Source organism: Methanosarcina sp. (genome assembly GCF_049706645.1).
Taxonomy (GTDB): Archaea; Halobacteriota; Methanosarcinia; order Methanosarcinales; family Methanosarcinaceae; genus Methanosarcina.
Map to the genome: position 1 here is coordinate 68,634 of NZ_JBNAKP010000028.1, position 24,374 is coordinate 93,007.

The window sequence follows — 24,374 nt, forward strand, 5'->3', positions numbered from 1 at the left end:
CTAATTAATAAAATTTAAACAGTTTAACTGTCAAACGGCTAGATAATTGTTAAAATAACAAGTGGTTTAATAGTTATCGGGTAAACTGTATAGCTGTATTTAGTGAGTTGCAGTTTAATGCCAGGTTCGAACTTTCACGGTTCAAAAAACGGTGAACTGCTCAATGTTTAAACATTCTTCTATCTAAAACTATCTAAGCCTGTAAAGCTATCTAAAGTCTGGATTCCAGATTCCGCATTGCGGCTTCAAGTCTTTTCTGACCGATTGCATTGACAACGTCGCCGCGTGTCTTTTCTATCAGGGAGCGGGACACATCGGTTTTTCTTCTCAATCCTCTCGTTATGGCATCAGGGTAGTCAAAGTCCATAAGAATTGCATGAATATTTTCCATGATACCTAAAAACACTTCGGCTTTTTCAAAGGATTCATTCCTTACAAGATCCAGGACATGTCTTCTAAGTTCTCCGACAACGTCCCCGAGTCCGTTAAGGTAAGCCGCATATTCGACTCTCAACTCTTCCGGAGAGGGAATTTTTTTTTCTTCCTTCAGCAGGCTGCTGAGGACCGAAACCTCCGAGTATTCCTGCTGGGCATGTTCTACAAAACCTGCATGATAAATGTCAGCATGCCCTTTGAAAAGAACTTCAAGTTTTTCAAGTGCTTTTCCAGCGGTTTTGATGCTTTTGTCTGCCTTTTCAAAGTCCTGACCATGCAGGGCGAATGATGCTGTCCTGCACTCCCTGACAACTTCCCGGGAAATTTTCAATCCTTCTTCCCTTATACTATCTTTAGCCTCAAAATTTTCCCTTATTCGGGCCGAAATTTCTTCAAGCATGGTTTTCATACCCCCTTTAATGCTTCTGAGCCTTTACCCAGTTTAGCTTTTCTCCTTAAAAGCTGAATGCCCTTTATATACTTTATACTTGTTTTCCAGAATTTCGGAATTTCATCTATGAAATTCTCTTCAAATATATTACGTCTATCATATTACGTCTATCGGTAAAATTTTTTCTCTGTATTTCCCGAATTAAAATTTCTCAAATTTCCCCTTTGTATAAACTTAATTTAAAGTTCTCTAAATTCTTATCCTGCTTTCTACCATTTTTTTTCCGTTTTATCCTGTTACAGTCTTTTCCAGCTTTGATCCTGTTAAATTCCTGAATAGATTCCTGAGTTAAATTCCTGAGTTAATTCACTCCGGTTTTAAGATCCAGGGTTTTAACACAATTCCCGGAAAAAGGTATAAAAAAGAGAAAAAAGGTTTTTTCCTTGTCGGTATCCTAACTTCCACAAATAATTTTAAGACCAGCTTGAAATGGCTGGTAAATAATAAGGTTATTTCCTTCCGGCTCTTTTTAGAATTAGTTGAAGTTTGGGATTTTTTAGCAGGGTCGTCTCAAGAAACGTACCTGAGCTTGCTTACTTCCTGGAGCTTATCTGTTTTCAGCCTGTGCTCCCGGGCAAATTCCGTTTTTATATGGTTTAAGGAATCTATCTTTGTGTTATTATTCGTCTACGGGAATGGTCTCGAGCTGGCTTGAGAGGTTCCATATCAAAGTTCTTGTGTGCAAAGGAAGGTTAGGATCGTTGCTTACATCTTCGAGAATGGAAATGCTTGATGCTGCTCTAAGAAAGAGAGGTTCGGATTCGTTGTTCAGTATGTTCATAATTTCATTTACGGAACGCCTGATATTTCTTGGAACTGAAGAGTCGCTGGTTATACTGTCTAGGACCTGGAGACATTGTCTTATAACTTCTGCTGAATCATTTGATGACACTCGAATCACCTTTCGCAGTCAATTATGATGTAAAAATTAGAGCTAATAGATTAGTCTAAGACAGGCTTGGTATATAAAATATTATCGGTGATTTTTAAGGTTGCCTGCTTCAGGGTCTGCCCTTTGTGATTCCGGATTTACTGCTTTTTCGAGTTACACAGGATGAAATTACCTCGTATACAGCGAGCTACAGGAAAAATTTTATAAAATAAATGAGAAGCAAATGCATGAGAAGCTGTGAATAAAGGAAGGTCAGGTATATGGATTCTGAGAAAGATAAAAAAGTAAAGCGAATAGCACGTTTTCTTGAATTAGGGGGCACTATGCTTGCCGAGCATTGTAAAGTCTGCGGAGCCCCAAAATTCCGTTATCAGGGTACAGTAATTTGCCCTATATGTGATGTCCGGGAAGAGGAAGAATCTAAGGAACCAGCCGAAGAAGTTCAGGCTCCTGAGCCCAGGCCGTACACGGAAAAAGACAGGCCCTCTTTTGACACTAAAAAGAGAGTCCAGGCACACAGGCAAAAACCACGGTTCGGGCTGAAAAGCTCTGAAGCTGCCGAAGAAGAAGAAAAAGCTATCGAGCCGGTAGAAGAGGAAATTCCCGGAATATCTCCCGAAAAAGAAAAAACAGGAAGGGCAGTCCCTGCAGTTTTTGCAACCCCTGCAATTCAGGCCGCACCTACAGGGAGAGTCGAAAAGCCAGCCGTCTCGGCATCGAAAATGTCCGGAATTCACGGAGACCGGAAAGTACTGGAAGACCTCCTCTTTAAAAAGATGGTCAATATTGCAGATTCCCTTCAGGATGAAGCAGATCCGCGCAGTGTTGCTGAGGATTTAGAATTAATTGAAAAAGGGCTTGGGCTTATAGAGCGCCTGAGGCAGATTTAAGAGAAAGGGCAAACAAAAGATCAAAGAAAGTATAGATATAAAGAAAAAAGTAGAAGAGAAGGCAGGAAATAGAAGAGGAAAAGTGAAGAAAAATAAGGAAAAAATAGCTGAAAATAGAGAAATATAAGGAAACATGGGAAAAATAGGGGAAATATTGGGAAAATAAGAAAAATAGAGAAACGAATCAGGGAAAAGAGGCAAAAGGGAAAAGGAAAGAATAAAAAAGTTTGCTTAAACAGTTTTTACATTGTCTTTCTTTACCCTTTATAAGGGCTCTCAAGGATTTCCCTTATTCTGGCTGCTGTCTTTGGTCCTATTAGTTTCACCTTTCTGAGTTCTGCAGGGTCAGCTTTCATAACAGCTTCTACTGAGCCGAAGTAGAGGAGCAGGTTTCTTGCGGCTTTTGGCCCTATGTTAGAGATCGAAGAAATCAGGTATTCCTGTTGTTCAGCAAGGGTACTGGCTGACTTTTTCCCATGAGGATTTATTTCACGTTTATTTTCGGTCTGCTCACGTTTTGCAAGTATTTTTAAAATTGCAGCGGTCTCTTCTTCATCTCTTGAATATAGCAGTGACACCCCAAAATCAATTGCGATGGATACCAGGGAGCCGTAGATGGCATTCGGATTGATTTGTCTTGATGTGAAAAGTTCTGCTCCTTCAATGATAAGGACAGGTTTTTCATACACTCTTGCAAGATTCGATAATTGCGCAAAAAGATTACGTTTTCCATCAATAAGAGAACTCGTAAAATCGTCAGTCCGCTTTCTCTCTACAGCCAGCCGGTCGCTTACAACGTAATCCCCTACCTCAAGAGCTGCAAAACTGAGTTCCATTCCGAGCCTGTCCAGGGCCTTTGCAACTCCACTCTTTGTTTCCCTATGGTCGATCACTATTCTGAGAGGCACGATTCCGGGTTCTACCTCGGAAGATCCTATTCCGGGCATTTTTGCTTTATATAGGGATTCCTCCCTGGGAAGGGCTTCAAAATCTACAAGGGTTTTTTGTCTTTCTTCACCTTTCTCGTTATCTTCCTCTTCCCTTTCTTTATTTATCCTGCCGCAATCTGAATCTACAAATTTATCCCTGATACCTATCATTAAATCTATGCTTTCCTGCTCATTTTCTACTTCATTTCCTACTTCATTTCCTACTTCATTTCCTACTTCATTTCCTACTTCATTTCCTACTTCATTTCCTACTTCATTTTCTACTTCATTTCCTACTTCATTTCCTACTTCATTTTCTACTTCATTTTCTACTTCATTTTTAATTCCTTTTTCCCTCGTGTCTGAAATAAAAGTCTCTGATTCAAAATCCGATAGTTTCAAACCTTGCTTTGAGTCTTTTGGGGCCAACCGGGCTTCAAGCCCCTGCATGCTGCTTAGCATTCTTTTTTCCTTATTCTTGCTGCTCCAGTAATAGGCTTCGTCGCGTGTACCCTTTGTTACCAGTACAATGACCCTGCCTTTATGCTGCCTGCCTGTCCTGCCCTTACGCTGGATGCTCCGAATTTCCGAGGGAATGGGTTCATAAAATAGTACCAGGTCCGTGGAAGGGATATCAAGCCCTTCTTCAGCAACTGAGGTGGCTACAAGTACGTTGTATTCTCCTTCCCTGAATTTATTGAGGATTTCCACCTGCTGTTTTTGTGTAAGCCCTTTGTCCTTACGGTGCGAAGCCTGTCCCACAAAACGGATAGGTACAATCCCCGGAACTCCCGACAGGGCATTTGCCACTATCTCTGCCGTGTCCCTGTAATTCGTAAAAACAATTGCCCTGGAATCAGGGCTTCCTTTTAGCTGCTCGGATACAATTTTCCGCGCAAGCTCGAGTTTAGGGTGTTCGACCTCGCATTCTTTTACCCTGTGAAAGGCTTTTCTCATAAAGAGATCATCCATCAGTCTTTTTGCAGCCTTGCTCGCACTATTTGAAGAGGCTTCTGCATCCAGTTTCTCCAGGTACTTTCTGAGGGTCTCAAGCCCCTGGGTCTCAACCATTTCCACAGCATGGTTCACCTTCATCATTTCCGCAAGCACGGACATGGCGGTAAAAATTGCAGGATCGCCCCCCATTCGGATTTCGCCCTGGAGTTTCTTCTGGAGGAGCAGGAGATCTTTTTTGGAGACATATTTCCCGCTGCCTGCCGAAAAACCCAGGCTTCTTATAATCCCGAGCCGATCATCAAAGATTTTTTCCAGATAGCCCCGGATTTCGGCCATTTCGACAGGAAGCTGAGCCTGAAGCCACTCTATCTCCTTTTCCTGCACATAAGGGCGAACATCCCTGTCTTTCTCAGTCCTCACCGAGACGTTCTCAACGTGCAAAGCCTGACAGACCTCAGAGATTTTCTCGTCCGAACTGCCCGGGCTTGCAGTAATTCCGAGCACATGGGGATTTCTTGCGCTCTCGAAATACTTTTCCGCAATAAAAGTATAAGCGTAATTTCCGACTGCCCTGTGGGCTTCATCAAAGGTTATGTGGCTTACATCCTCAAGGCTGATTCTTTTCGTAAGAAGGTCATTTTCAATAACCTGAGGGGTGGATACTATCAGTTTTCCCTGGGCCCAGAGCTTTTCCCGCTCCGCTGGGGCAATACTGCCCGTAAAGGCCAGAACCTCTTCTTCGGGAAGAGCCATTACCTTTTTGAAAAAGGCCGCGTGCTGCTCAACAAGCGGCTTTGTTGGGGACAGAATCAGGGCTTTCCCCCCGAAACGCTGAAGCCGCGAGGCAATTACGAAAAGCGCTATAATGGTTTTTCCAAGTCCAGTAGGAAGCACAACAAGGCTTGATCCTTCAAGGGCCTTTCCTGCAAGATTCAACTGATAGAGCCTCTGCTCAACGGTATCGGGCTTTATCAGCGGGTGCTTCATGCAGGCTGGCTTCTCAGGAAAAAAACTTTCGTTCATTCTGCTTCAGGATCATTTATTTCGGATTAATTTATCTCAGGTAGTCTATTTCAGATTAATTTATTTCAGATTAATTTATCTCAGGAATTTCTTACAAATTAACTTATTTCAAGTAATTTCTCTCAGATTAATATATTTCAGATTAATTATTTCAAGCCTATTTTATCTCAGAGTCTTAATTCAACTCTAAAAAATATAAATAATTAAAAATTTTGCTGCAGGCTTTTTAGCCCACAGTCCAGAAACTACCAGTTTTTTGGTTTTAGAAATTAAAGGGCTTGCCTGCGGATTCGAAAGCCCTGCCTCTGTAAATGAGTTCGTAGAGCAAGTTTTCAATCCCTTTGATCGGAGCCCGGATCTGGCGCATGGAATCCCTGTCCCTGATAGTAACAGTCCCGTCTTCGAGGGTATCGTAATCTACAGTAACGCAGTAAGGTGTTCCTATCTCGTCGTTTCTCCTGTAACGGCGCCCGATGGTTCCGGAATCGTCATAGCTGGCAAGCAGGGTCTTTTCCCTGAGTTCGGAAATAATCGTTTTTGCAGGATCTGCAAGTTCTTTACGGGTCAGGAGCGGGAGAACTGCAACCTGTACCGGAGCAACTGCGCTTGCGAAGTGCATAACAAGCCTGGCTTCCTCTTCTCCCTCGGCTTCACTCTCATCCTTTCCGGTTTCGAATTCCTTCCCAGCCTCTTCTGTGCCTTTAAGCCCGGATTCGGCGGCCTTCTGGGCCACATTTTCTTCGTCATAGGCATGCTCCATGATGCCATAGAAGATCCTGTCGATCCCGTAGGAGGGCTCGATTACGTGAGGAATGACATTTTCTCCACTGACCTTCACAGTCTCTTCCGCAAAGTCTACCACATCCGAACTGACTGTCAATTCTTCCCCATCCACGGTAACTTTGATCTCATCTTTCGAGAGCTCTTCTTCGGAAAGCTGCTTTAAGGCATCTGCGACGGCTTTTGCCTTGCCCTTAAAGACGGGTCCGAGCTTGCCCATGTTCGGCTTTACAGCAAAGCGAGTCACCATCTTCGGCTCATCGTATTCTACATACACGTAAAGTTCGGTCTTGCTGACTCTTGCATGGGCTTTGAGGTCGTAATCCGTCCTGTCGGCAATTCCCACGATCTCGACCCAGCCAAACCTGTCGGTCTCGATCTCGGCATCCCAGCAATCGATTGCGTAATGCGCCATCTCATCGGTAAGATGCTGCCTGAACCTGAGTTTTGCAGGATCCATCCCAACCTTTGTCAGGAACTCGTTGGTAAGTGCGATATTGTAGCCCAGAACCTCGTGTGCAATAACTCCGGCTTCTACAGCCTCCCGGACCGTCATCCTGAACGATTCGCCCTTTTCCTGTCCCCTCTGGGAATAAAGTACAAGTTCTTTATCCGCAAAGCGCTCGAAGTTGGGATGCTTCTTGTTCCGGGGGTCAACGAAAATCTCACATTCGGCCTGCGTGAATTCCCTGAGCCTGATTACACCCTGCCTGGGCGCAATCTCGTTCCTGTAGGACTTCCCGATCTGCACTGCTCCGAAAGGCAGTTTATCCCTGTAAAAGCGGGACAACCTCTGGAAATCTACAAACATCCCCTGAGCCGTTTCCGGCCTGAGGTACCCCTGCCTTCCTGTACCGGGCCCGATTGTGGTTTTGAACATCAGGTTAAATTCGTAAGCTTCCCCGAACTTGCCGCCGCATTCCGGGCAGGTGATTCCTTTTTCCCTTATTACCTTTGTAAGGTCTTCTGCGCTCAGGGTTCCGGCCGCATCCGTTACATCCTGTACAAGGTGGTCAGCCCGGAATGCCTCTTTACAGTTCATGCACTCGCACAGCGGGTCAGAAAAGCCTCCGACGTGCCCGGACGCAACAAATACTTCTTCGATCCCGATTGTCGGGCACTCTATCTCCATAAACCCTTCCTGGATAACATAAAACTCTCTCCAGGTCTGCTCGATCCGCCTCTTCAGCGTGCTCCCAAGAGGCCCGTAATCATAAAATCCCCGGCTTCCGCCATACAGCTCAAAGGAGTTCCACAAAAACCCCCGGCGTTTAGCCAGCTCGAATACCTTCTCGTATTTGTCCATTTTATAAATCCTCATGAAATTGATTGGGGGACATTAGATAATTGTAAATTTTGATCTATAGGAAATACTAGATGGATAAAGGGAATCATTATATTAAATTTGCACTGCTCTGCGTCAGTTGCAGATTACTGGAAACTTCTGGACGAAGTTTGCAGGCGGGTTATTGAAAAGGTTGAGTTGGATTTCCGGCACTGGCTGGCAGAAAAATAAAAATGAAGTTGTAAAAACAGGCTGAAATTCGCTTCAGCTCTGAAAGTTGCCGTTGAATTTTCTTTTCGATTTATCCGGGCTTTTATGTTCCAGCCGCGTCTGGCGCGGGATAGGACAGGTTTAAGACGACTATTAGTGCTGCCCTGTTTTTGATTTCTTAATCTTTTATACCCTATTCCGGTTTCAAGACAAATATTTAAAGATTGAAGCCGAATACTTATTATGGCAGAAGACAGTTCTGTTGCCTCTTCCAGAGATGCTGCTCGATTCATGGCTATTTTGCGTCATCATCTGCCTGAGATTTCCAGGAAATATAAAGTTAGTTATCTCGGGATTTTTGGTTCTTATGTTCGCGGGGAACAAAAACCTGAGAGCGATCTTGATATTCTGGTTGAGTTTGAGGAAGCTCCCGGTTTTTTTGAATACATTCAACTTGAGGATTACCTAAGTGAAATTCTTGGTGTGAAAGTGGATCTGGTGATGAAATCTGCCCTGAAACCTGCTATTGGGAAGCATATCCTTGAGGAAGTTATAGCAGTATGAATGAAAAAGCAGAATTCCGAGATTATTTATCAGATAGTTCGATCCTTTTATTTGCCTGATGGGATTTTTCCGCTCTGTTCTTTTTGCAGGGCACAGGAAATTAACTGAAGAATACTTTTTATTTCCATCTTCCTTCAACCTATTGCTTATACATTCTAACCTGAACTTATGGTTTGCTACTTTTTGCTATTAATGTTCAGGCCCTTTCTCACTATCAGCGACTAAAGCGTTAATCGCGATGTCTGTATATTATCTACGCGCTCATATAAAATTCTCTCATACAGGGTCAACAGCTTTTAATATCACAAGCTTCTAAAGCTAGAGTCGGTGGGGTACATAATGCATTTTCGATAAGAAGATGCCTCTTTGAGATCACGTCGGATAGTGTATGCTATGCAGGGCATTTTCGAACATAAAATGCCTGTTTGAGATACCGTTGGATTTATAGGGTACGTATTCGGAGCACTTTCTAACAGGGAATGCTCTGAGACAATACCAGATAGAATACATTATGAGTGGGGTTTTGATAAAATGCTGTTAAAGAGTTTAAAAGAAATCGTAAGAACCGTGAAAGGAAAAAGAATTTTACATTCGGAGAAGCTTATAGAGACGACACACTGGCTTCATAATCTGGAGTTTCTGGTCGTGAGATTGATGATGTTTGCCATAGGTGTTCACCACCTCTATGTGTATACCATAAAAACAGTGTTCTGAGTTTTATGAGTCTTAATCTGAGCTCAGCTGCACAGGTAGATTCGTCTCCTTCCCGATAAGAAAAACCCTTTGCCACCAAAAATCCGGGTCAAAACCAGGGGGAACCCGGTAGGGGATTGCAGAGATTGGTTTAAAATCGGGAGGAAGATTGCCAGCATCCAATAAGATCAGGATTTATGCAGGCTTTATGCAATCGAACCGAGAAACCGTAAACCGAGGCCCCAGATCGTGAAGACATAGTGCGCTTCTTCGAAACTCGGGAAATTCGGATTATCCGGTCTGCTTCTTAGCTGCATAATTATATCCTGAAAGAAGTAGGATTGGTTTCACAGATCCTAAAGTTCCATCAAATACCTGATGACCTCTTCAGTGCCCTTATCTGATACCTCACCGGTTTCAAAAGCCATTGGGTTAAAAAAGTTGGTCTGAGAGCATAAAGGAATCCTTTAATAATATCGTCTGCAGACAAAACACGTTAAAGGGAATTCTTTTCAAATTAAAAAAGTAGGGCTCGGAAACGCTAGAAAGCAGCCCTTAAATTGACTTTTCTTTTTGTGGCATTTTTTCTTTATTTTTGCCACTTTATTTTTTACAGTTTATTTTTTCCACTTTATTTTTTCCACTTTATTTTTTACAGTTTATTATTTGTGTTCGTTTATGTTTGTTTGTCATTTGTGTTTGTTATTTCTGTTTATTTTTTAACCTTTCATTTTCGCCTTTTTCTCAGATAGGAGCGACTGTCCTTCCGAATGCATCATTCAGTACTATCGCAAGGGCGGTGTACAGAGCTGAGAGACCCATGATAAGGCCAACATAGCCGGCTATAACAAGCAGGTCGGTATTTCCCGTGGCGTTTACGACAGCCAGAAGTATGAATAACAGAAATAATGTCAGGAATATGAACATTATTGATTTAGTGCCCAGCTTCAGTGTTGCTATAAGCATTACGAAAGTGTACACTCCCCAGAGGAAAAGGTAGGCTGCAGTAGATATCGGATTTGGGGCTTCAATCAGGCCCGCTGCCGGTAGAAGAAGAAGGCCTGCAAGGGAGAACCAGAAAAGCCCAAATGCACAAAATGCCGTGCCTCCAAAAACGCTCCCTTTTTTCCAGGCCATAAGGCCTGCGAATACCTGGGCAAAGCCCCCAAGGAATATTGCCATGGAAACGATCATCGAGTCCACAGGGTAAATGCCTATATAGCTCAGACTCAGGAGAACTGCTGACAGGCCAAGACCAGTAAATCCCAGAGGTGTAGGGTTTGCTGTCCTGTCCGTTACATGCACATCCGTTACTATTTCTTGTGTTTCCGCCATTAATACCACTCCCCTGATTTTAAATCAATTTTTTATAAAGTCGATTTCCACTCTAGTTTTTGATCCTCGTTTATTTTTACTCTAGTTTTAAGGGCTAATTCCGAATGCAGTTGCTAATTTTTAGCGGTGATTGACTTATCTTAGTATAACAATCATCAGCATTACTAACAGGTTCGAAAAGACCTTGTTACGGAATTCTCTAAATATTTTCACAAATAATACGAAAACAAAAACAATTCGAGGCAGTGCCCGCAGTTACTCTTCGTGTGTTGAAGCCTTTCGGTTTATTTCCACCTCCTGAGATGATTTTTATCAGTAATTATATTGCTTCTTATTTATTATTCTTGTTCGTATATTAATGTTTGAATTGAATTGTCTCTTGTGGATTTTTATTCCATGCGGCCTTTCCATTAATTTTAAATTATCCGACAACTTATGGGAAAGCTGATGGTCCCAAAAATTCTTGTTACCAATGATGATGGTGTTTACTCCACAGGTTTGAAAGCCGCTTTTGACAGTGTTTCGGACCTCGGGGAAGTTACGATTTCAGCTCCTGCTGTCCAGCAGAGCGGAGTAGGGCGTTCGATTTCTATCTTTGAGCCTCTACGAATAACGAAAACGAATGCCGGAGGCATACCTGCTTACTCTGTGGGAGGAACCCCTACCGATGCCGTAATTCTGGGTATCTTCACGATCCTCAAGGAAATGCCCGACCTGGTGCTTTCCGGCTTTAACATCGGAGAGAATATAAGCACGGATACTATCACCACCTCGGGGACCATCGGAGGAGCCCTTGAAGCTGCAAGCTATGGTGTACCTGCAATTGCCGCCTCCATGCAGGTGCTTGATGAAGGCCAGAAATTCGATGATCCCAGGGACTACCATAGAGAGCGTTTCGAAGTCGGGATAAAAGTGGTAAACAGGATCGCTAGAAATGTCCTCAGGCATGGCATGCCGGAAAACGTGGATCTTCTGAACATAAATATTCCCTATCACGCTGAAGAGGATACCCCTGTCGAGATAACTCGCCTTGCACGAAAAGTCTTTAAAACGGATGTCGAGGAAAGGCGTGACCCCAGGGGCAGGTCCTATTACTGGATTGCAGGTGACCTGATCCGGGAAGAAGAAGAGGGGACCGATGTGCACGCTATCATGCAGAAAGGGCACGTCTCAATAACGCCGATTTCCCTGGACTCAACTGCCAGGATAGAATTTTCGGAAATTGAAAAGTACCTCTAAAATCTCCAGATATCTCTGGATCGAAAAGTTTCCGAGAACTGCAATGCTACCGGGAATTGTAAAGTTACTGGAAACTGCAAAGTTACTCAGAAGTGTAAAATTACTTTGAGTTTCAAAACTACTGAGAGTTCTAAAAATACAAAGAATTCCGAAATTACTGAAAACCTAAAATTATTTGAAAATAAAAGATTTCAGTACCTGAGAATTCTGATCTTCTTCTTGTCCGAAAAAGTCCTTTTCTCTTTATTCTTTCACTTCATCTTTTTCAATATGAATGGAAATTTCCTTCCACCCATTATCGATAGTATGCAACGTTTCTACCATGGCTTTAATAACATTTACCACGATTTTCTGGACAAAGTCATTCATCGGGATTTTTCTCCCGTCTACTGAAAGTTCAATCTTCATTTTTTCCCTCCTTATTGTCGTATCAACTTGTGCACCCGTTTTTCTCTTTAAACCTTTTTTCCTTGTTCAGGAACATTGACAGGAATACAGTACGGTTTCCTTCGGCTTACGGCAAGCTTGAGCAACTTTTCGATCTCTTCGGAGCTTTTTGCTTCCCTGACATCCACAAGGTTGTCGTTTACCAGCAGGCAGGGCTTGAATTTTCCGTCGGCTGTAACCCTGAGCCTGCTGCAGTGGGCACAGAACTCCGAGTTGTCCATAGGACGAACGAACTCAACTTCCACCCCATCAATAATATACTTTTTTCGGTGGTGCAGGTGCCGCACCCTGATTTCGCTTGCTCTCTCAGCCAGACTTTTTTCGAGAGCTTTTGAGTCAATCATGTACTTCGAAAGCCCGGGGTCAATGTCCATAAGTTCAATGAGTTGCAGGATAACCTTTCCTTTATACTGCCGGACAAAATCCATCATAGAATCGATTTCATTATCGTTTATACCTTTCAGGAGTACCATATTCAGCTTCACAGGAATCAGTCCAGCTTCAACTGCACTGTCAATACCCCTGATAACCTTTTCAAGCGAGCCCGGAGGAGCTCCGGTAATCGATTCATATTTCCCCGGCACGAGGGAATCCAGGCTTATGTTTACCCTGTCAAGACCCGCAGCTTTTAGAGCTTTTGCACGTTTTTCAAGCAGGATGCCATTTGTGGTCGCAGAGACTTCTTTTAACGGAGGAAGGCGGGAAAGGATCTCCTCGAAATCTTTTCGGAATAGCGGCTCGCCTCCTGAAAACTTCACTTTGTTGATCCCGAATTTTGCAGCTTCCCTGACAATTCCGCAAACTAATTCAGGTCTCATTTCGCTTCCTACCGGGCCGCAGGTGCAGCAGTCTGCACCTTCATTATGGCAGTATATGCATGAAAGGTTACACCTCTCAGTTATGGATATTCGAAGTCCTGTCACCCTTCGCCCGTAAGGGTCCTCAAGAATTCTTTTTGGGCCTTCTTGTGCAACTTCAGGAGCTTTTCCTGGATTTCTCTGCTTCATGGCTGACTAAAATCCCCTGTTAAATATTTGGCACGCAATTCTTTATGAATTGGCACTCTTAATTGATATTCTGGGGCTGGCCCCTTTGAGTCATTTACGGGACAAATATTTCATGTCGGAAAAGATCTGTCCATACTAATCCTGACTTCAAATGAATTGGCACTTCTCAGAAAAAGCCCGAAATTTGTTACTGGTTTGAACTGAAGAAGTATACCAATATGGAGTGAACGTTTATAATTATATGAATTGAAAGTTTATAGCGATATGAATTGAAAGTTTATAGTGATATGAATTGAACGTATACTGATACTAGTTAGATACTTATAATGATGCGAATCGAATGTGTACTGATATGAATATGTATACTGATATGAATATATGATTACTGAAATCCGGAACTAATTATATAATCAAAATTTATTATATAATCAAATAATGTAAAGAAATAAAGGTTTCCTTTGCTTATGAAGCAGAAGCCTCATTTTTCGATATCTTCCTGAAATTCGAGCTATTCTTATCTCAGAGTAGGTATAAACTTTTACTTAAGGCTAATGTGCACGGACGCAGATACCAGGGCTTCCGAATCTTTTAAAAAAGCAATCATTCGGCATAAAGCTGGTCCTTCGGCATATAAGTCTTAAATAAAAATATAATGCCTTTAAATTCTCTCTTTAAAAACTAGAAAACAGATGTTAAAAATGATTAATTTTAATATTTTGTCGGAGAGTAGATATAACTCTCCGACACCTCGACTATACTTTTTTGGCCTTTAATTCTGCCACTCAAACGGGCCTGGTAATACTTATTCCGATTCTGTAAGGTTTTCAGAATTCACTTTTTCAGAGCTTGTTTTCTCAGGCTCTGTCGGTTCAGAGTTTGTTTGTTGAGATTCTATCTGCTCAGGACTTGCCTTCTCAGAGTTTGTCTGTTCAAGTTCTGTCTGTTGAGATTCTGTCTGTTCAGAACTCGTTTTCTCAGGGCTTGCCTGCTCAAGTCCTGTCTGCTGAGATTCTGTCTCTTCAAGGTTTCCCTGACCTGGGTTTGCTTTTTCAGAGTTTGTCTGTTGCGACTCAGTCTGTTCAGCATTTATCTGCTCTGTTTTTGTTTGATCTGTGCTTACCTGTTCGGTTTTTGTTTGATCAGTGTTTACCTGTTCTGATTCTGTCTGTTTGGAATTTGTCTTTTGAACGCTTGCCTTTTCAGAGTTAGTCTGTTCAGGCTCTACCTTTCCAGAGTTTACTTTTTCAAGTTCTGTAAGGTTTACAGGCTTCGCTTGTTCTGGATTTGCCTGTACAGGGTTTACCTGCTCTATTGTTGTCTGTTGAGGGCTTGTTTGCTGAGGTTCTGTCTGTTCAGGATTTACCTGTTCAGGGTTTACCTGTTTAGAGTCTATCTGTTCAGAGTTCACCTGCTCCTGGTTTTCCTGTTCAGGATTTATCTGTTCCTGATATATCTGCTCCTGATATATCTGCTCCTGATCTCTCTGTCCAGGATTTGTTTGTTCAGCATTTTCCTTTTCAGAGTCTGGCTGGTCACATTCTTCGGCATAGTCATCATAACAGTCACCGTCACAGTCAGTTAAGCCGCAGTCTCCGGTACAGCCTGCCCCTTCACAGTTCTCAATAGAGCTTTCCTGTGTGCAGCCTTCAAAATTGCCAGAAGCTGTCTGTTCAGAACTATCCTGTACGCAGCCTGAAGATAACTCACAATTTACTTCCTCAGAGCCTGTTTTTTCGCAGTCACCGTTACAGTCAGTTAAGCCGCAGCCTCCGGTACAGCCTTTATCTTCGAAGTTTCCAGTAGAGCTTTCCTGGATAGAACCTTCGAAATTTTCAGGTGTTGTCTGTTCAGAACTATCCTGTGCACAGCCTGTAGATAAGTCACAACCTGTTTCTTCAGAACCTGCCTGTTCGGAGTCCGCAGGACTACCACAACCTTCATTGTCGCATCCTTCAGCACAACTGTCATAAGACGCGCTGCTACAACCTGTTAGTCCACAGTCTTCGGTACAGCCGGTCTGCTCACAGCCTGAAGTACAAGTTTCCTGATCAAAACCTCCAGTATATCCTGTCTGTCCACAGTATTCCGTGCAGCCTGTCTGGTTACAATCTGCAGTACAATTTGTTCCTGCGTAGTCTCCAGTGCATCCTGTCCCACTATAGTTTCCTGTACAGTTTATCTGCGCACAATTTGTAACAAAATTTGTCTGATTGCACGCTCCTGTGCAGTTTGTCCCCTCACAGTTTATAGTACAGTCTGCCTGGCCGTAGTCTATAATACTTTCATCTGCCTGCTCAGAATTTTCCTGTCCATAACCTGCAAATGAGTCCGAACCCCCAAAGGAATTACAGCTTGATTGACCATAGCCTGAAGATAAGTCACACTCTGCAAAATCAGAATCTGCATATGAGTCGCAACTTGCCTGTTCAGTCTCTTGCTCAGGATCTATAGGATTATCTGAATCCACCTGTTCGGAACTTGTTTCTACAGAATTGACAAGAGCATCACAGGCAATTGCTCCTGCCGTAATTAAAGTTGATAGCATAAGTACAATAGAAACAAACGCCAGAATTTTTATAATTGACTTTCCATTTAAGTTCATTTTGTTCCTCCGTGTTTTTTTGATCTTACTCTTCTAGTTCGAGAAGATCAGGAACCAAAAAATATTAATTAAAAATTAATTAATGTATAATAAATGTTAGTATTTATTAATCCTGTGCCAATTGAGTTTCATCCTTAGAAATATGATTTGTTCATATTATTTCTATAATTTTTCACAAATAATTTCCTTCTATAATCTCCTTCTATAATTTCCTTCTCGTTTTTTATTGAAGCCTGCGGCTGCGGTAGAAAAGGTGTCGTGGGATGTAGAAATCCGGTTAAAAAATCAGAAGTCTCTGGATACAAACTCCTGGGAGTAAACTGAGAACTCTTATTAAGATCCAGTTCTTGCCTTCTTTTTTCTGGAGACAAAAATAGGAATCAATTTTCAATATAATTTTATAAAAATCTGGGCAAAAATAGAATTTAAAGGTAATAAAGCCTGAAAAGGCATTTTGAAATTAGTCACATTAATGAATTTAACATTCTGTGTGGAGAGTTGAGTACACTCTCCAACACATATGTTATTTTCCTAGCTTAATTTATTCGCATTCTACTGTGGCTTCTTCAGAGGTTTCCTCTCCACAGTCTTCTGCTGGGGCTTCTTCAACAACTTCCATGCATCCATCTGCAGGAGTGCTTACAACATCTTCATCTTCACATTCTTCTGGAGCGCTTACTTCTTCTTCATCTTCACATTCTTCTGGAGCGCTCACAACATCTTCAGCAGGAGTACTTACTTCTTCTTCGTCTTCACATTCTTCTTCCGGAATGCTTACTTCTTCTTCATCTTCACATTCTTCTTCCGGAATGCTTACTTCTTCTTCATCTTCACATTCTTCTGGAGTACTTACTTCTTCTTCATCTTCACATTCTTCTTCCGGAATGCTTACTTCTTCTTCATCTTCACATTCTTCTGGAGCGCTTACTTCTTCTTCGTCTTCACATTCTTCTTCCGGAACGCTTACTTCTTCTTCACATTCTTCTTCCAGAATGTCTACAACATTATCACATTCACTTGGAACTTCTTCAACATCACATTCACTTGATACTTCTTCAACATCACACTCACTTAGTACTTCTTCAGCATCACACTCATTTGGTACTTCTTCAACATCACATTCTTCTGGAGTGCTTACTTCTTCTTCACATTCATTGTCTGATGGAGTGGCTACAACGTCTTCACATTCACTTGGAACTTCTTCAGCAACTTCGGAGTCGTCTTCTTCACAGTCTACAATGGATTTACAGTTGCATGATTCACAGTCACAGCTTGCCTGGTCGCATTCTACAATAGATTCGCAGTCGCATGAATCACAATTTCCTTCGTTGCAACCTGCAAGGTTTTCAGAACCCTCCTGTTCGGAGTTGTCCTGTTCACTGTCTATAATAGAACTGCAGTCGCATAGTTCACAGTCACAGTTTGCTTGCTCACAGTCTGTAACAGATTCGCAATCACATGAGGTACATTCCTGATCACAATTTACAGGGGCATCACAGGGGGTTGCAGAGGCTTCTGCAGACTTTGTAAGAGTATCACAGGAAGCTGCTCCTGCAGTGATTAAAGTTGAGATCATTAATATAGTGAAAATAGATCCCAGAATTTTTGCAATTGATTTTCCATTTGAGTTCATCTTATTCCTCCGATTGTTCCACTGATTTATCTGATCTTGCTCATTTAACTTGAGAAGACCTGGAACTAAAAACTATCCATTCAATTATATATATAACAATACTTACATTAACAGTGTGAAATAAAAATTCTAAAAATGTATTTAAAACATTATAAACCCAGATAAAGCCATAAAAACAGATTTAAAGCTTTATAACGCTTTATTCAATTTTATAATTATTTCTAAAGTATTAAAATAAAGATTGACTAATTTGCTGTAAGCGTCGATATTAAGTATTAATATTGTTTTGTTCTGTTTTAACCAGATTTGCCCTCAAAAATCTAACATCTCTATATTATCTCTATATTATTTGTTTAGATTCTACTAAATTTTTTTATTGCACTCTTTTTTCTTGAAAACAATTACAAACTGCTTAAAGCAGCCGGATTAATAGCTTTAATATATTTTAACGGCAACAATATCCAGCAGATGACAAAAGGAATACTTATTGCAGGAACCCACAGCGGGGTCGGAAAAACGACAGTCTCCATGGGTATTATGGCTGCCCTTAAACACAGGCAGCTAAAAGTCCAGCCTTACAAGGTAGGGCCTGACTATATCGATCCTTCTCATCACACTGCAATTTGCGGGCGCCCCTCAAGGAATCTGGACACATATCTGATGGGCACCGATGGAATTGGGCAGACGGTAGCCCGGACGGCTGCAGATGCGGATATCGTGGTAGTAGAAGGAGTTATGGGTCTCTTTGACGGAATCGACTCAACGGAAATTGCAAGTTCCGCACACGTTGCAAAAACCCTCGACCTGCCGGTAATTCTGGTAATTAATGTGCACGGCATGTCCAGAAGCACCGCAGCCCTCCTGAAAGGGTACTCTGAGTTCGATCCTGAAGTCAGGATTGCAGGCATTATCCTTAACCAGGTAGGCAGCCCAAGGCATGTAGAGCTTGTAAGAAATTCTCTTCCGGGCAATATCCCTATTGTAGGCACGATCCCAAGAAGGAAAGATATCGAAGTTCCCTCCAGACATCTCGGGCTGTATATGGCCCATGAAAAGGACTACAATACTGAGGAAATGGCAGCTTTTATTGAGGAAAATGTTGACCTTGATGCAGTGCTTGAACTTGCCGAACCCTATTCGGTTCCGGAGATCAGGCGTATCCGGAGACCCGAAGCAGATCTCAGAATAGGAATTGCCATGGACCCGGCTTTCTGTTTCTATTATCAGGATATGTTCGACGCCTTCAGGGATTACGGGGCTGAAGTCGAATTTTTTAGCCCGATGGCAGGAGAGGTTCCGGAGGTCGATGGGATTTACCTCGGAGGGGGTTATCCCGAACTTTACGCAGAAATTCTTGAGAAGTCAGAAACAACCCGGAAACTTAAGGGCCTTGCAGCTGATGGTTTACCCATTTATGCGGAATGTGGCGGGTTGCTTTACCTCTGCGGGACATATGAGATAGAAAACAGAATCTATAAACTTGCAGACGTCGTACCTGCAAACACTCGCATGACAAACCGGCTTAAAGCCCTTGGGTATACCGAAGCTCGTTCTCTGGACAAAAACTTCTCTTCTCACAATATCAGAGGTCACGAATTCCATTACTCTCTCACAGAATGTGACCACGATGCAAAGTTCGCATACGAAATGTTGCGCGGAAAAGGTATACAGGGCGGTTTTGACGGCCTTGTCGAGCACAATACCCTGGCAGGTTATATGCATTCTCACCCTGCCACCTTCCCGGTAGAAAAATTCGTGGAAAAATGCAGGGAATACAGAAGAAGGTAATCAGGATTAAGTAAAGATTCAGTAGGAAGTAAAGGTTCAGGATCAGTGCAGTTGCTTGCTCTCTGATCAACTTTTCATTTTTATATTTATACTGAGATTGTTTTGGAGTTAACTGAAGTTTTAACTGAGTAACGGGGTTTGTTGAATGAGTTCAGTACTCTTATTCCAGAAATGAACAATCTGGAACAACAACTCGCATTCAATATCATATTTACTTATAAAAGAGGGAATAAGATGAGATTCATATGTCCACTTATTGTTGTTAATAATATAGAGGTTTCCAGAAATTTTTACGAAAACGTCCTTAATCAAAAGGTACAATGCGATTTCGGTGAGAACGTATCATTTGAGGGCGGTTTTGCTATACACTTGAAATCACATTTCTCAAATTTGATAAGCATAACCACAGATGATATCGTTCAAAAATCAAATAACTCTGAACTGTATTTTGAAGAAGATGACTTAGAAAGTTTCCTCCAAAAGTTAAAAGGTATGGACTCCGTTGAATATGTGCACGAACTAAGAGAACAGCCCTGGGGACAGCGGGTTATAAGATTTTACGATCCTGATATGCACATTGTTGAGGTTGGCGAACCCATGGAGAGCGTGGTAAAAAGGTTCTTAAATGAAGGCTTATCAATTGAAGAAACCGTAAAGCGCACCTTAATGCCAGAGGAATTTGTCAGACAGTATATGTAGATAAAGCTGGACAGTGTTTAACATAAAGATTTATAGATAGAGACAGGCCCATCTATAGACAAAAAGTATGTATGATGGAAGCTGGAGAATACACAACTTTTTAATATTATTTTTTCCGTGCTTCCTTCTATATGCAGGTGCATAAATCCGAGATTGAAAAATTACCGCTTTTCGATTTATTCCGAACTTTACTTCTCCTGCTCTTTTTCCTTTCCCTTTTCTTTTTCCTTCGCTTTTTCAGTCTCCTTCTCTTTTCCCTTTTCATTTTCTTTATTTTTCAGATATATTTTTTTTTCGTAGTACGCCAGAGGATGATTGATTTTTTCGCATAACCTATCTTTTCCTATGCAGTTGCCATAGGTTCTCATGGTATCGCATGCCGGAGGCTTGTATATATTTCCTGTTGCGCCTGCAATATGTTCTATCTGGTAAAGGGTCTTTTCGGCGTTAAAATCAGGGGAGATATTGAAAAGGTTAAGAATCTCGTCCACTGACATTCCTACGCTGAGCAGGAAGGAAGTCATGGCAAACCGCATGGAATGGGCAAGGTTTACTCCACCCTGTACGCTTGCAAGGGCATGGGATATGCAGGGAGGAAAAAGTTCCGGTTCCACAGTCCCAAAGTCCGTTGCTCCGAATTTTTTCTTCTGGACCTCAAACTGGTCCTTTATTTCGGCAACATAAGGGGCACAGAAACTTGAAACTTCAGGGGGGATTTCAGGAATTGGAAAGGACTGTTCAATACGTTCTCTGACTGCTTCTTCAAGCAGCCTTGCAAATTCTTCCCTGGTAATTTTTACTTCTCCAGCCCTGAACTGGCGGTTTGTCAGTTTCCAGGCAGGATCTTTCAGGGAGTTTGAAAAGCGAATATAATCCGTAAAATGCATACTGAAATAAGAATCTCTGAAGTCGGCTGAAATTCCGAAATCTTCCCCGAATTTAAGCAAAAAAGCCGGGTTTTCATTTTTCAGAAGAGTATAGGCAGCTTTGGCTTCTGCAAGAGAATAGCGTCTGGTAAAGAGCTGGTCATCCACACAGGCAACCAGCATCCTCGCAAAAGGATAAGAAAGAAGTTCCGAGAGAACCTGGGCTTCCCCGGAAACAGCGGGTTTTTTAATTTCCCCTTCCAGAGCCTCTCTTACCCTTTCTATTCCCCTTACCCTTGCGGCCCGGTAGGCCCGGGAGTTAAGTAGACTATCCAGGGAGATACCCAGATTCTCAACATGGGTAGATGCTTCTGAAATAAATGGGTAATATGCAAGTTCGTCAGCCTGCATAGGATTAGTCCGACTCGATTCTCGGAGCCAGGAGGTAAGAAATTTTTCCTGCACCGTTTGCAATTTCGAAATCTATGAAGATCGGGAAATCTTTTCCAAGGGAAAGCGTAACCTCATTGACTTTATTTGTGGGCTTGACTATATCGGTCAGATAGTCCAGAGAGAAAAGAGAACAGGCATCACCTGCTTTCAGATCGATTAGCTGGTCCCTGCCCATCTCCAGACGAACCTTATCGGTATCGCCTTTTGCTTCCATATAGAATGTGTCGTCAGAAACTCCCATGAGCAGATGGTCGCTTATTTTTTCTGCAGCCTTCACAGCACGCCTGAGGTCTGCACCGTTCAGGACAACTCTTGCAGGCAACTCGAGCTGAGGAACTCTTGGTTCTGCCCGAATTGTGGAAGGATCGAGAAGAGAAAGTGTGTAAGACAGCCCTCCGACATCAATCAGGAGTTTATGATTCCCTTCTTCAAGTTCCATCCGGACTGTGTCGTTCTTATCCGCAATCCCCAGCAGGTCCATAATCTTGTTCAGGTCGACTCCTATTTCAGACTCATCAGCGCTATATTCATCGAAAGCGGATGATCCGAGCTCAAAAATTCCCATTGCAACATTGGCAGGATCAACTGCCTTTACCGAAATACCTTCCGGTTTTATTTTGAATCTGACCTCATCTACAATTACAGCCAGTGCGGCAATTGCGTCTTTCAGAAGCTCTGCATTAATTGCTGCCTTGAACATAATTCTTCTCCAATAAATAATTTAAGTCTTAAACTCTTTATTACCCTTGAGATATATAAATTTCTTTACGGATTCGGAAGTTCTCGCTCTATTATGAGGAGTAAACTCTCCGAATAAAGTCAAATGGGTTTCTGGAATCGGAAAAATCATTAGATTCAAACTCCCGGCAACTATATAAATCTTGGTCAGAAAACAGGACTGCTTCAGGCTCTGCTTGAAGCAGAAAGGAAGCTGTAGCCTGATAAATCCACTTTTCCGGGAAATGTGCTTTTCAAGGGTGGATAGAAGAGCAATTAAACCTCAGTCGTATTCTCTCCAGGTAAATCCGCATTTCGTACATTTGAAGAAGCGAGTTTCGGATTCGTCAGCAGACCTGAGCTGTCTGAGCCACCAGGCTGCAGTATTATTCCCACACTCCGGACATTTTGCGTTTGTTGTTGGCAGACCTGAAGTCTGTTCACCTTCCAGAACCACTACCTCATGATCATCGATCTTGGCTTTGGAGACAAAACTTTTTGCATCACTTTTTATAGGTATTATGTTTCCACACTTTCTACACTCGAAATTGCCGTTTTTAGGAAACATCATACTTTTACATTTGGTACAGAATTGCATTAATATCACTTTTTGCGTCATTTATGATTTTATTGTGGTCAAAAGCCAGTTCAGGAATGGAATTGAGTTCAAAGAGCTCGACGGAATCGGCATCAGAACCTGATTTTAGCTCTCCGGATCCCGTTGCAAGGTAGCACACTGAAACCGTGTGACCTCTGGGGTCACGGTGAGGATCGGAATAGACACCTACCAGTTTAATAATCTCTACCGAAAGGCCTGTTTCTTCAAAAGCTTCCCTAGCTGCTGCCTTCTCTGTACTTTCCCCGATTTCTACGAAGCCGCCAGGAAGGGCAAATTTCCCCTGATACGGGGGGTTTTTTCTCTTTACAAGCACAAGCCTGTTTTTAAAGAGGATTACGGTATCAACGGTTAAACTAGGAGTTTGGGGTTTCATAAAACGCCTTCGCATTTACTTTCAGGGAGATCTATTTTTCCGCCGCCAATCCCTTTCTGAATTAGCTTTTCCGACAGGGATGCCAGAGTAAAATAATATTATTATTGTGCATAACGTAGAAACTCGTCATCGTATTTCAATTTTGACATTGTAAGTCAAGTTTCTGTCAAGCAGAAAAATCCCTTATGCAGTAGCTTCTCTTAAATGTTTCTTTTTTATCAAAACAAGGAATTTCACTCATATTCCTGAAATTTTTCATCTCGACATTTTTATATAAATAATGCCATGTTTGTAACGTTATTCTTCTATAATAGGAATCTATTATCTTATTTGCAGGCTCAATTATTCGGTATAAGTATTTTAATGGAGGTAATAACCCTAAATATTACCGATAAATAAAGTAAAATCCATAAGCTTTGAATTCCTTAATACTAATGGATATAAACTATTGAACTTATTAGAAACTTCTATGGAAATCTATTAATTATTTTAAATGATTTCATATGTTACTTTCCGGAAACTTCATAACTTGCCAGAGGCCTTTCTGAGCTCTCAGAAACAAGGAAAACAAAATCTAGAACTAAGCTTTACCTCTGGCAAAAAAGGTGCGTGAAAAATGATAGAAAATATACTCTGGCTCGCAGTCGGGTTAATGGTTGCGTCATCCGCCATCCCCAGAACCTTCAGGGTTCGTAAATTGGTAGGAGGGATTGGATGGGGTGTATTTTCCATCCACTGGAGTTATCAGCCTCTCCATTATCTCGAGATCCTGGACTATGCCAATGTGCTCCTTACAATAGTAGTAACCCTTTTTTGTCTACTTGTAGCGTATATTATGTTTCGGGAGTACAGGGAAGGTCCTCTCCATATAAGAAATAATAGAGAAGTGCTGCACTCGGAATTTGTTCACGGTGAAACCGATTCCCTTGATATAACCTCAATGCTTACCAGTGCCAGTGCACTTGGAGCTCTTGTTTATTTCCCATTTGCGAATTTCTCCTCTCTAAATACCTGGATTATAGGAGGGGTTACTTCCCAGGTTCTCTGGGTTCTCCAATATTTCGAGATTCCTGCATACATGAAAGCCTGGAATATGATAACACTTAACGGGTACACAGTGGAGATCATTCTCGCCTGTACGGCAATTGAAAGCATTGCTCTTTTTATGGGGCTTATAGGTGCGGTAAGAGCTCCCCTTAACCGCCTGGCTATGGCTTTTATCGCGTCGGTGCCAGTTATCTATATACTTAATCTTATCAGGGATATTTTCGTGGTAGTTGCTTACGGAGAGCAATGGTTTGGGGCTGACAGCTTTATAATTGCGCATAATTATATTGCAAAGGCGGGTTCAGGCATTGCCCTCTTTGTAATTTCATATATAGTACTCCGGATTCTGCCCGAACTACTTGGAATGATTGATGGCCTCTGGGTCATACTTTCTCAAGAATTGAGATCCCTTCTGCACAGGTCCGGGGGGGATTGAGGCC

Annotated in this window: 20 protein-coding genes; 7 read left to right on the forward strand and 13 right to left on the reverse strand. The window is 42.1% G+C overall.

The features are described 5' to 3' along the window. Positions 1 to 211: 211 nt before the first annotated feature. Both ACPK8D_RS11200 and ACPK8D_RS11205 read right to left on the reverse strand, forming a co-directional pair. Positions 212 to 835, reverse strand: a complete 624-nt coding sequence (locus tag ACPK8D_RS11200) for a haloacid dehalogenase (protein WP_424717929.1) — start codon at positions 833 to 835, stop codon at positions 212 to 214. 670 nt (positions 836 to 1,505) lie between these two features. Next, on the reverse strand, positions 1,506 to 1,787 hold the full coding sequence (locus ACPK8D_RS11205) for a UPF0147 family protein (RefSeq protein WP_424717930.1): 282 nt from the start codon (positions 1,785 to 1,787) through the stop codon (positions 1,506 to 1,508). A 251-nt stretch (positions 1,788 to 2,038) separates the two neighbouring features. Between ACPK8D_RS11205 and ACPK8D_RS11210 the strand changes: the two genes are divergently transcribed. Next, positions 2,039 to 2,668: an Sjogren's syndrome/scleroderma autoantigen 1 family protein gene (locus ACPK8D_RS11210; RefSeq protein WP_424717931.1), complete on the forward strand. Its 630-nt coding sequence runs from the start codon at positions 2,039 to 2,041 to the stop codon at positions 2,666 to 2,668. A 257-nt stretch (positions 2,669 to 2,925) separates the two neighbouring features. Here the strand turns inward: ACPK8D_RS11210 and ACPK8D_RS11215 are convergent, their stop codons facing one another. After that, entirely contained in the window at positions 2,926 to 5,577 is a 2,652-nt protein-coding gene (locus tag ACPK8D_RS11215; RefSeq protein WP_424717932.1) for a DEAD/DEAH box helicase, read from the reverse strand. A gap of 262 nt (positions 5,578 to 5,839) precedes the next feature. Further along, positions 5,840 to 7,663, reverse strand: coding sequence for a glycine--tRNA ligase (gene glyS / locus ACPK8D_RS11220; protein ID WP_424717933.1), 1,824 nt, complete (start codon positions 7,661 to 7,663; stop codon positions 5,840 to 5,842). 432 nt (positions 7,664 to 8,095) lie between these two features. On the opposite strand from glyS, the gene ACPK8D_RS11225 reads away from it, so the two are divergent. Together ACPK8D_RS11225 and ACPK8D_RS11230 are read left to right on the forward strand one after the other, a co-directional pair. After that, a complete protein-coding gene (locus ACPK8D_RS11225) occupies positions 8,096 to 8,416 on the forward strand; it encodes a nucleotidyltransferase family protein (protein ID WP_424717934.1) in 321 nt (106 codons plus the stop codon). A gap of 531 nt (positions 8,417 to 8,947) precedes the next feature. Beyond that, positions 8,948 to 9,130, forward strand: coding sequence for a hypothetical protein (locus tag ACPK8D_RS11230; protein WP_424717935.1), 183 nt, complete (start codon positions 8,948 to 8,950; stop codon positions 9,128 to 9,130). Positions 9,131 to 9,853: 723 nt separating this feature from the next. Here the strand turns inward: ACPK8D_RS11230 and ACPK8D_RS11235 are convergent. Continuing rightward, positions 9,854 to 10,444, reverse strand: a complete 591-nt coding sequence (locus ACPK8D_RS11235; RefSeq protein ID WP_424717936.1) for an acetate uptake transporter — start codon at positions 10,442 to 10,444, stop codon at positions 9,854 to 9,856. A gap of 435 nt (positions 10,445 to 10,879) precedes the next feature. Here ACPK8D_RS11235 and surE point away from each other — a divergent pair, with 435 nt between their 5' ends. After that, the gene (surE, locus tag ACPK8D_RS11240; protein ID WP_424717937.1) at positions 10,880 to 11,683 is read left to right on the forward strand and encodes a 5'/3'-nucleotidase SurE; all 804 of its coding nucleotides are present in this window, start codon (positions 10,880 to 10,882) and stop codon (positions 11,681 to 11,683) included. Positions 11,684 to 11,926: 243 nt separating this feature from the next. Here the strand turns inward: surE and ACPK8D_RS11245 are convergent, their stop codons facing one another. The 4 genes from ACPK8D_RS11245 to ACPK8D_RS11260 form a co-directional block, all read right to left on the reverse strand. Beyond that, positions 11,927 to 12,091 carry a hypothetical protein gene (locus ACPK8D_RS11245; RefSeq protein ID WP_424717938.1) on the reverse strand — a complete coding sequence of 55 codons (165 nt, stop codon included), beginning with the start codon at positions 12,089 to 12,091 and terminating at the stop codon, positions 11,927 to 11,929. Positions 12,092 to 12,138: 47 nt separating this feature from the next. Next, positions 12,139 to 13,137, reverse strand: coding sequence for a GTP 3',8-cyclase MoaA (moaA, locus tag ACPK8D_RS11250; RefSeq protein ID WP_424717939.1), 999 nt, complete (start codon positions 13,135 to 13,137; stop codon positions 12,139 to 12,141). Between the two features lie 802 nt (positions 13,138 to 13,939). Beyond that, complete coding sequence (locus ACPK8D_RS11255) at positions 13,940 to 15,739, reverse strand: hypothetical protein (protein ID WP_424717940.1); 1,800 nt, start codon at positions 15,737 to 15,739, stop codon at positions 13,940 to 13,942. Positions 15,740 to 16,280: 541 nt separating this feature from the next. After that, on the reverse strand, positions 16,281 to 17,372 hold the full coding sequence (locus ACPK8D_RS11260; protein WP_424717941.1) for a hypothetical protein: 1,092 nt from the start codon (positions 17,370 to 17,372) through the stop codon (positions 16,281 to 16,283). Positions 17,373 to 17,840: 468 nt separating this feature from the next. On the opposite strand from ACPK8D_RS11260, the gene ACPK8D_RS11265 reads away from it, so the two are divergent. Both ACPK8D_RS11265 and ACPK8D_RS11270 read left to right on the forward strand, forming a co-directional pair. Further along, the gene (locus tag ACPK8D_RS11265) at positions 17,841 to 19,160 is read left to right on the forward strand and encodes a cobyrinate a,c-diamide synthase (protein WP_424717942.1); all 1,320 of its coding nucleotides are present in this window, start codon (positions 17,841 to 17,843) and stop codon (positions 19,158 to 19,160) included. Positions 19,161 to 19,394: 234 nt separating this feature from the next. Beyond that, positions 19,395 to 19,859, forward strand: a complete 465-nt coding sequence (locus tag ACPK8D_RS11270; RefSeq protein ID WP_424717943.1) for a glyoxalase/bleomycin resistance/dioxygenase family protein — start codon at positions 19,395 to 19,397, stop codon at positions 19,857 to 19,859. A gap of 188 nt (positions 19,860 to 20,047) precedes the next feature. On the opposite strand, the gene priL is transcribed toward ACPK8D_RS11270, so the two are convergent. From priL to ACPK8D_RS11290, 4 genes are all read right to left on the reverse strand, one after another. Further along, a complete protein-coding gene (priL, locus tag ACPK8D_RS11275; RefSeq protein WP_424717944.1) occupies positions 20,048 to 21,136 on the reverse strand; it encodes a DNA primase regulatory subunit PriL in 1,089 nt (362 codons plus the stop codon). A gap of 4 nt (positions 21,137 to 21,140) precedes the next feature. Beyond that, positions 21,141 to 21,878, reverse strand: a complete 738-nt coding sequence (locus tag ACPK8D_RS11280) for a DNA polymerase sliding clamp (RefSeq protein ID WP_424717945.1) — start codon at positions 21,876 to 21,878, stop codon at positions 21,141 to 21,143. A 300-nt stretch (positions 21,879 to 22,178) separates the two neighbouring features. Continuing rightward, entirely contained in the window at positions 22,179 to 22,493 is a 315-nt protein-coding gene (locus ACPK8D_RS11285) for a transcription factor S (protein ID WP_424717946.1), read from the reverse strand. Continuing rightward, on the reverse strand, positions 22,471 to 22,887 hold the full coding sequence (locus ACPK8D_RS11290; protein ID WP_424717947.1) for an NUDIX domain-containing protein: 417 nt from the start codon (positions 22,885 to 22,887) through the stop codon (positions 22,471 to 22,473). Before ACPK8D_RS11290 ends, ACPK8D_RS11285 begins: the two co-directional genes overlap by 23 nt. Before the next feature lie 616 nt (positions 22,888 to 23,503). Between ACPK8D_RS11290 and artA the strand changes: the two genes are divergently transcribed. Continuing rightward, positions 23,504 to 24,370 (forward strand): archaeosortase A, encoded by an 867-nt coding sequence (artA, locus tag ACPK8D_RS11295; protein ID WP_424717948.1) that lies wholly within the window; start codon positions 23,504 to 23,506, stop codon positions 24,368 to 24,370. Positions 24,371 to 24,374: the final 4 nt, after the last annotated feature.

Excerpts from the sequence above, each read along its gene's own strand:
- ACPK8D_RS11200 (WP_424717929.1), bottom strand. The coding sequence starts at position 835 with ATGCTTGAAGAAATTTCGGCCCGAATAAGGGAAAATTTTGAGGCTAAA.
- ACPK8D_RS11210 (WP_424717931.1), top strand. The coding sequence starts at position 2,039 with ATGGATTCTGAGAAAGATAAAAAAGTAAAGCGAATAGCACGTTTTCTT.
- ACPK8D_RS11215 (WP_424717932.1), bottom strand. The coding sequence starts at position 5,577 with ATGAACGAAAGTTTTTTTCCTGAGAAGCCAGCCTGCATGAAGCACCCG.
- glyS (WP_424717933.1), bottom strand. The coding sequence starts at position 7,663 with ATGGACAAATACGAGAAGGTATTCGAGCTGGCTAAACGCCGGGGGTTT.
- ACPK8D_RS11225 (WP_424717934.1), top strand. The coding sequence starts at position 8,096 with ATGGCAGAAGACAGTTCTGTTGCCTCTTCCAGAGATGCTGCTCGATTC.
- ACPK8D_RS11230 (WP_424717935.1), top strand. The coding sequence starts at position 8,948 with ATGCTGTTAAAGAGTTTAAAAGAAATCGTAAGAACCGTGAAAGGAAAA.
- ACPK8D_RS11235 (WP_424717936.1), bottom strand. The coding sequence starts at position 10,444 with ATGGCGGAAACACAAGAAATAGTAACGGATGTGCATGTAACGGACAGG.
- surE (WP_424717937.1), top strand. The coding sequence starts at position 10,880 with ATGGGAAAGCTGATGGTCCCAAAAATTCTTGTTACCAATGATGATGGT.
- ACPK8D_RS11245 (WP_424717938.1), bottom strand. The coding sequence starts at position 12,091 with ATGAAGATTGAACTTTCAGTAGACGGGAGAAAAATCCCGATGAATGAC.
- moaA (WP_424717939.1), bottom strand. The coding sequence starts at position 13,137 with ATGAAGCAGAGAAATCCAGGAAAAGCTCCTGAAGTTGCACAAGAAGGC.
- ACPK8D_RS11255 (WP_424717940.1), bottom strand. The coding sequence starts at position 15,739 with ATGAACTTAAATGGAAAGTCAATTATAAAAATTCTGGCGTTTGTTTCT.
- ACPK8D_RS11260 (WP_424717941.1), bottom strand. The coding sequence starts at position 17,372 with ATGAACTCAAATGGAAAATCAATTGCAAAAATTCTGGGATCTATTTTC.
- ACPK8D_RS11265 (WP_424717942.1), top strand. The coding sequence starts at position 17,841 with ATGACAAAAGGAATACTTATTGCAGGAACCCACAGCGGGGTCGGAAAA.
- ACPK8D_RS11270 (WP_424717943.1), top strand. The coding sequence starts at position 19,395 with ATGAGATTCATATGTCCACTTATTGTTGTTAATAATATAGAGGTTTCC.
- priL (WP_424717944.1), bottom strand. The coding sequence starts at position 21,136 with ATGCAGGCTGACGAACTTGCATATTACCCATTTATTTCAGAAGCATCT.
- ACPK8D_RS11280 (WP_424717945.1), bottom strand. The coding sequence starts at position 21,878 with ATGTTCAAGGCAGCAATTAATGCAGAGCTTCTGAAAGACGCAATTGCC.
- ACPK8D_RS11285 (WP_424717946.1), bottom strand. The coding sequence starts at position 22,493 with ATGCAATTCTGTACCAAATGTAAAAGTATGATGTTTCCTAAAAACGGC.
- ACPK8D_RS11290 (WP_424717947.1), bottom strand. The coding sequence starts at position 22,887 with ATGAAACCCCAAACTCCTAGTTTAACCGTTGATACCGTAATCCTCTTT.
- artA (WP_424717948.1), top strand. The coding sequence starts at position 23,504 with ATGATAGAAAATATACTCTGGCTCGCAGTCGGGTTAATGGTTGCGTCA.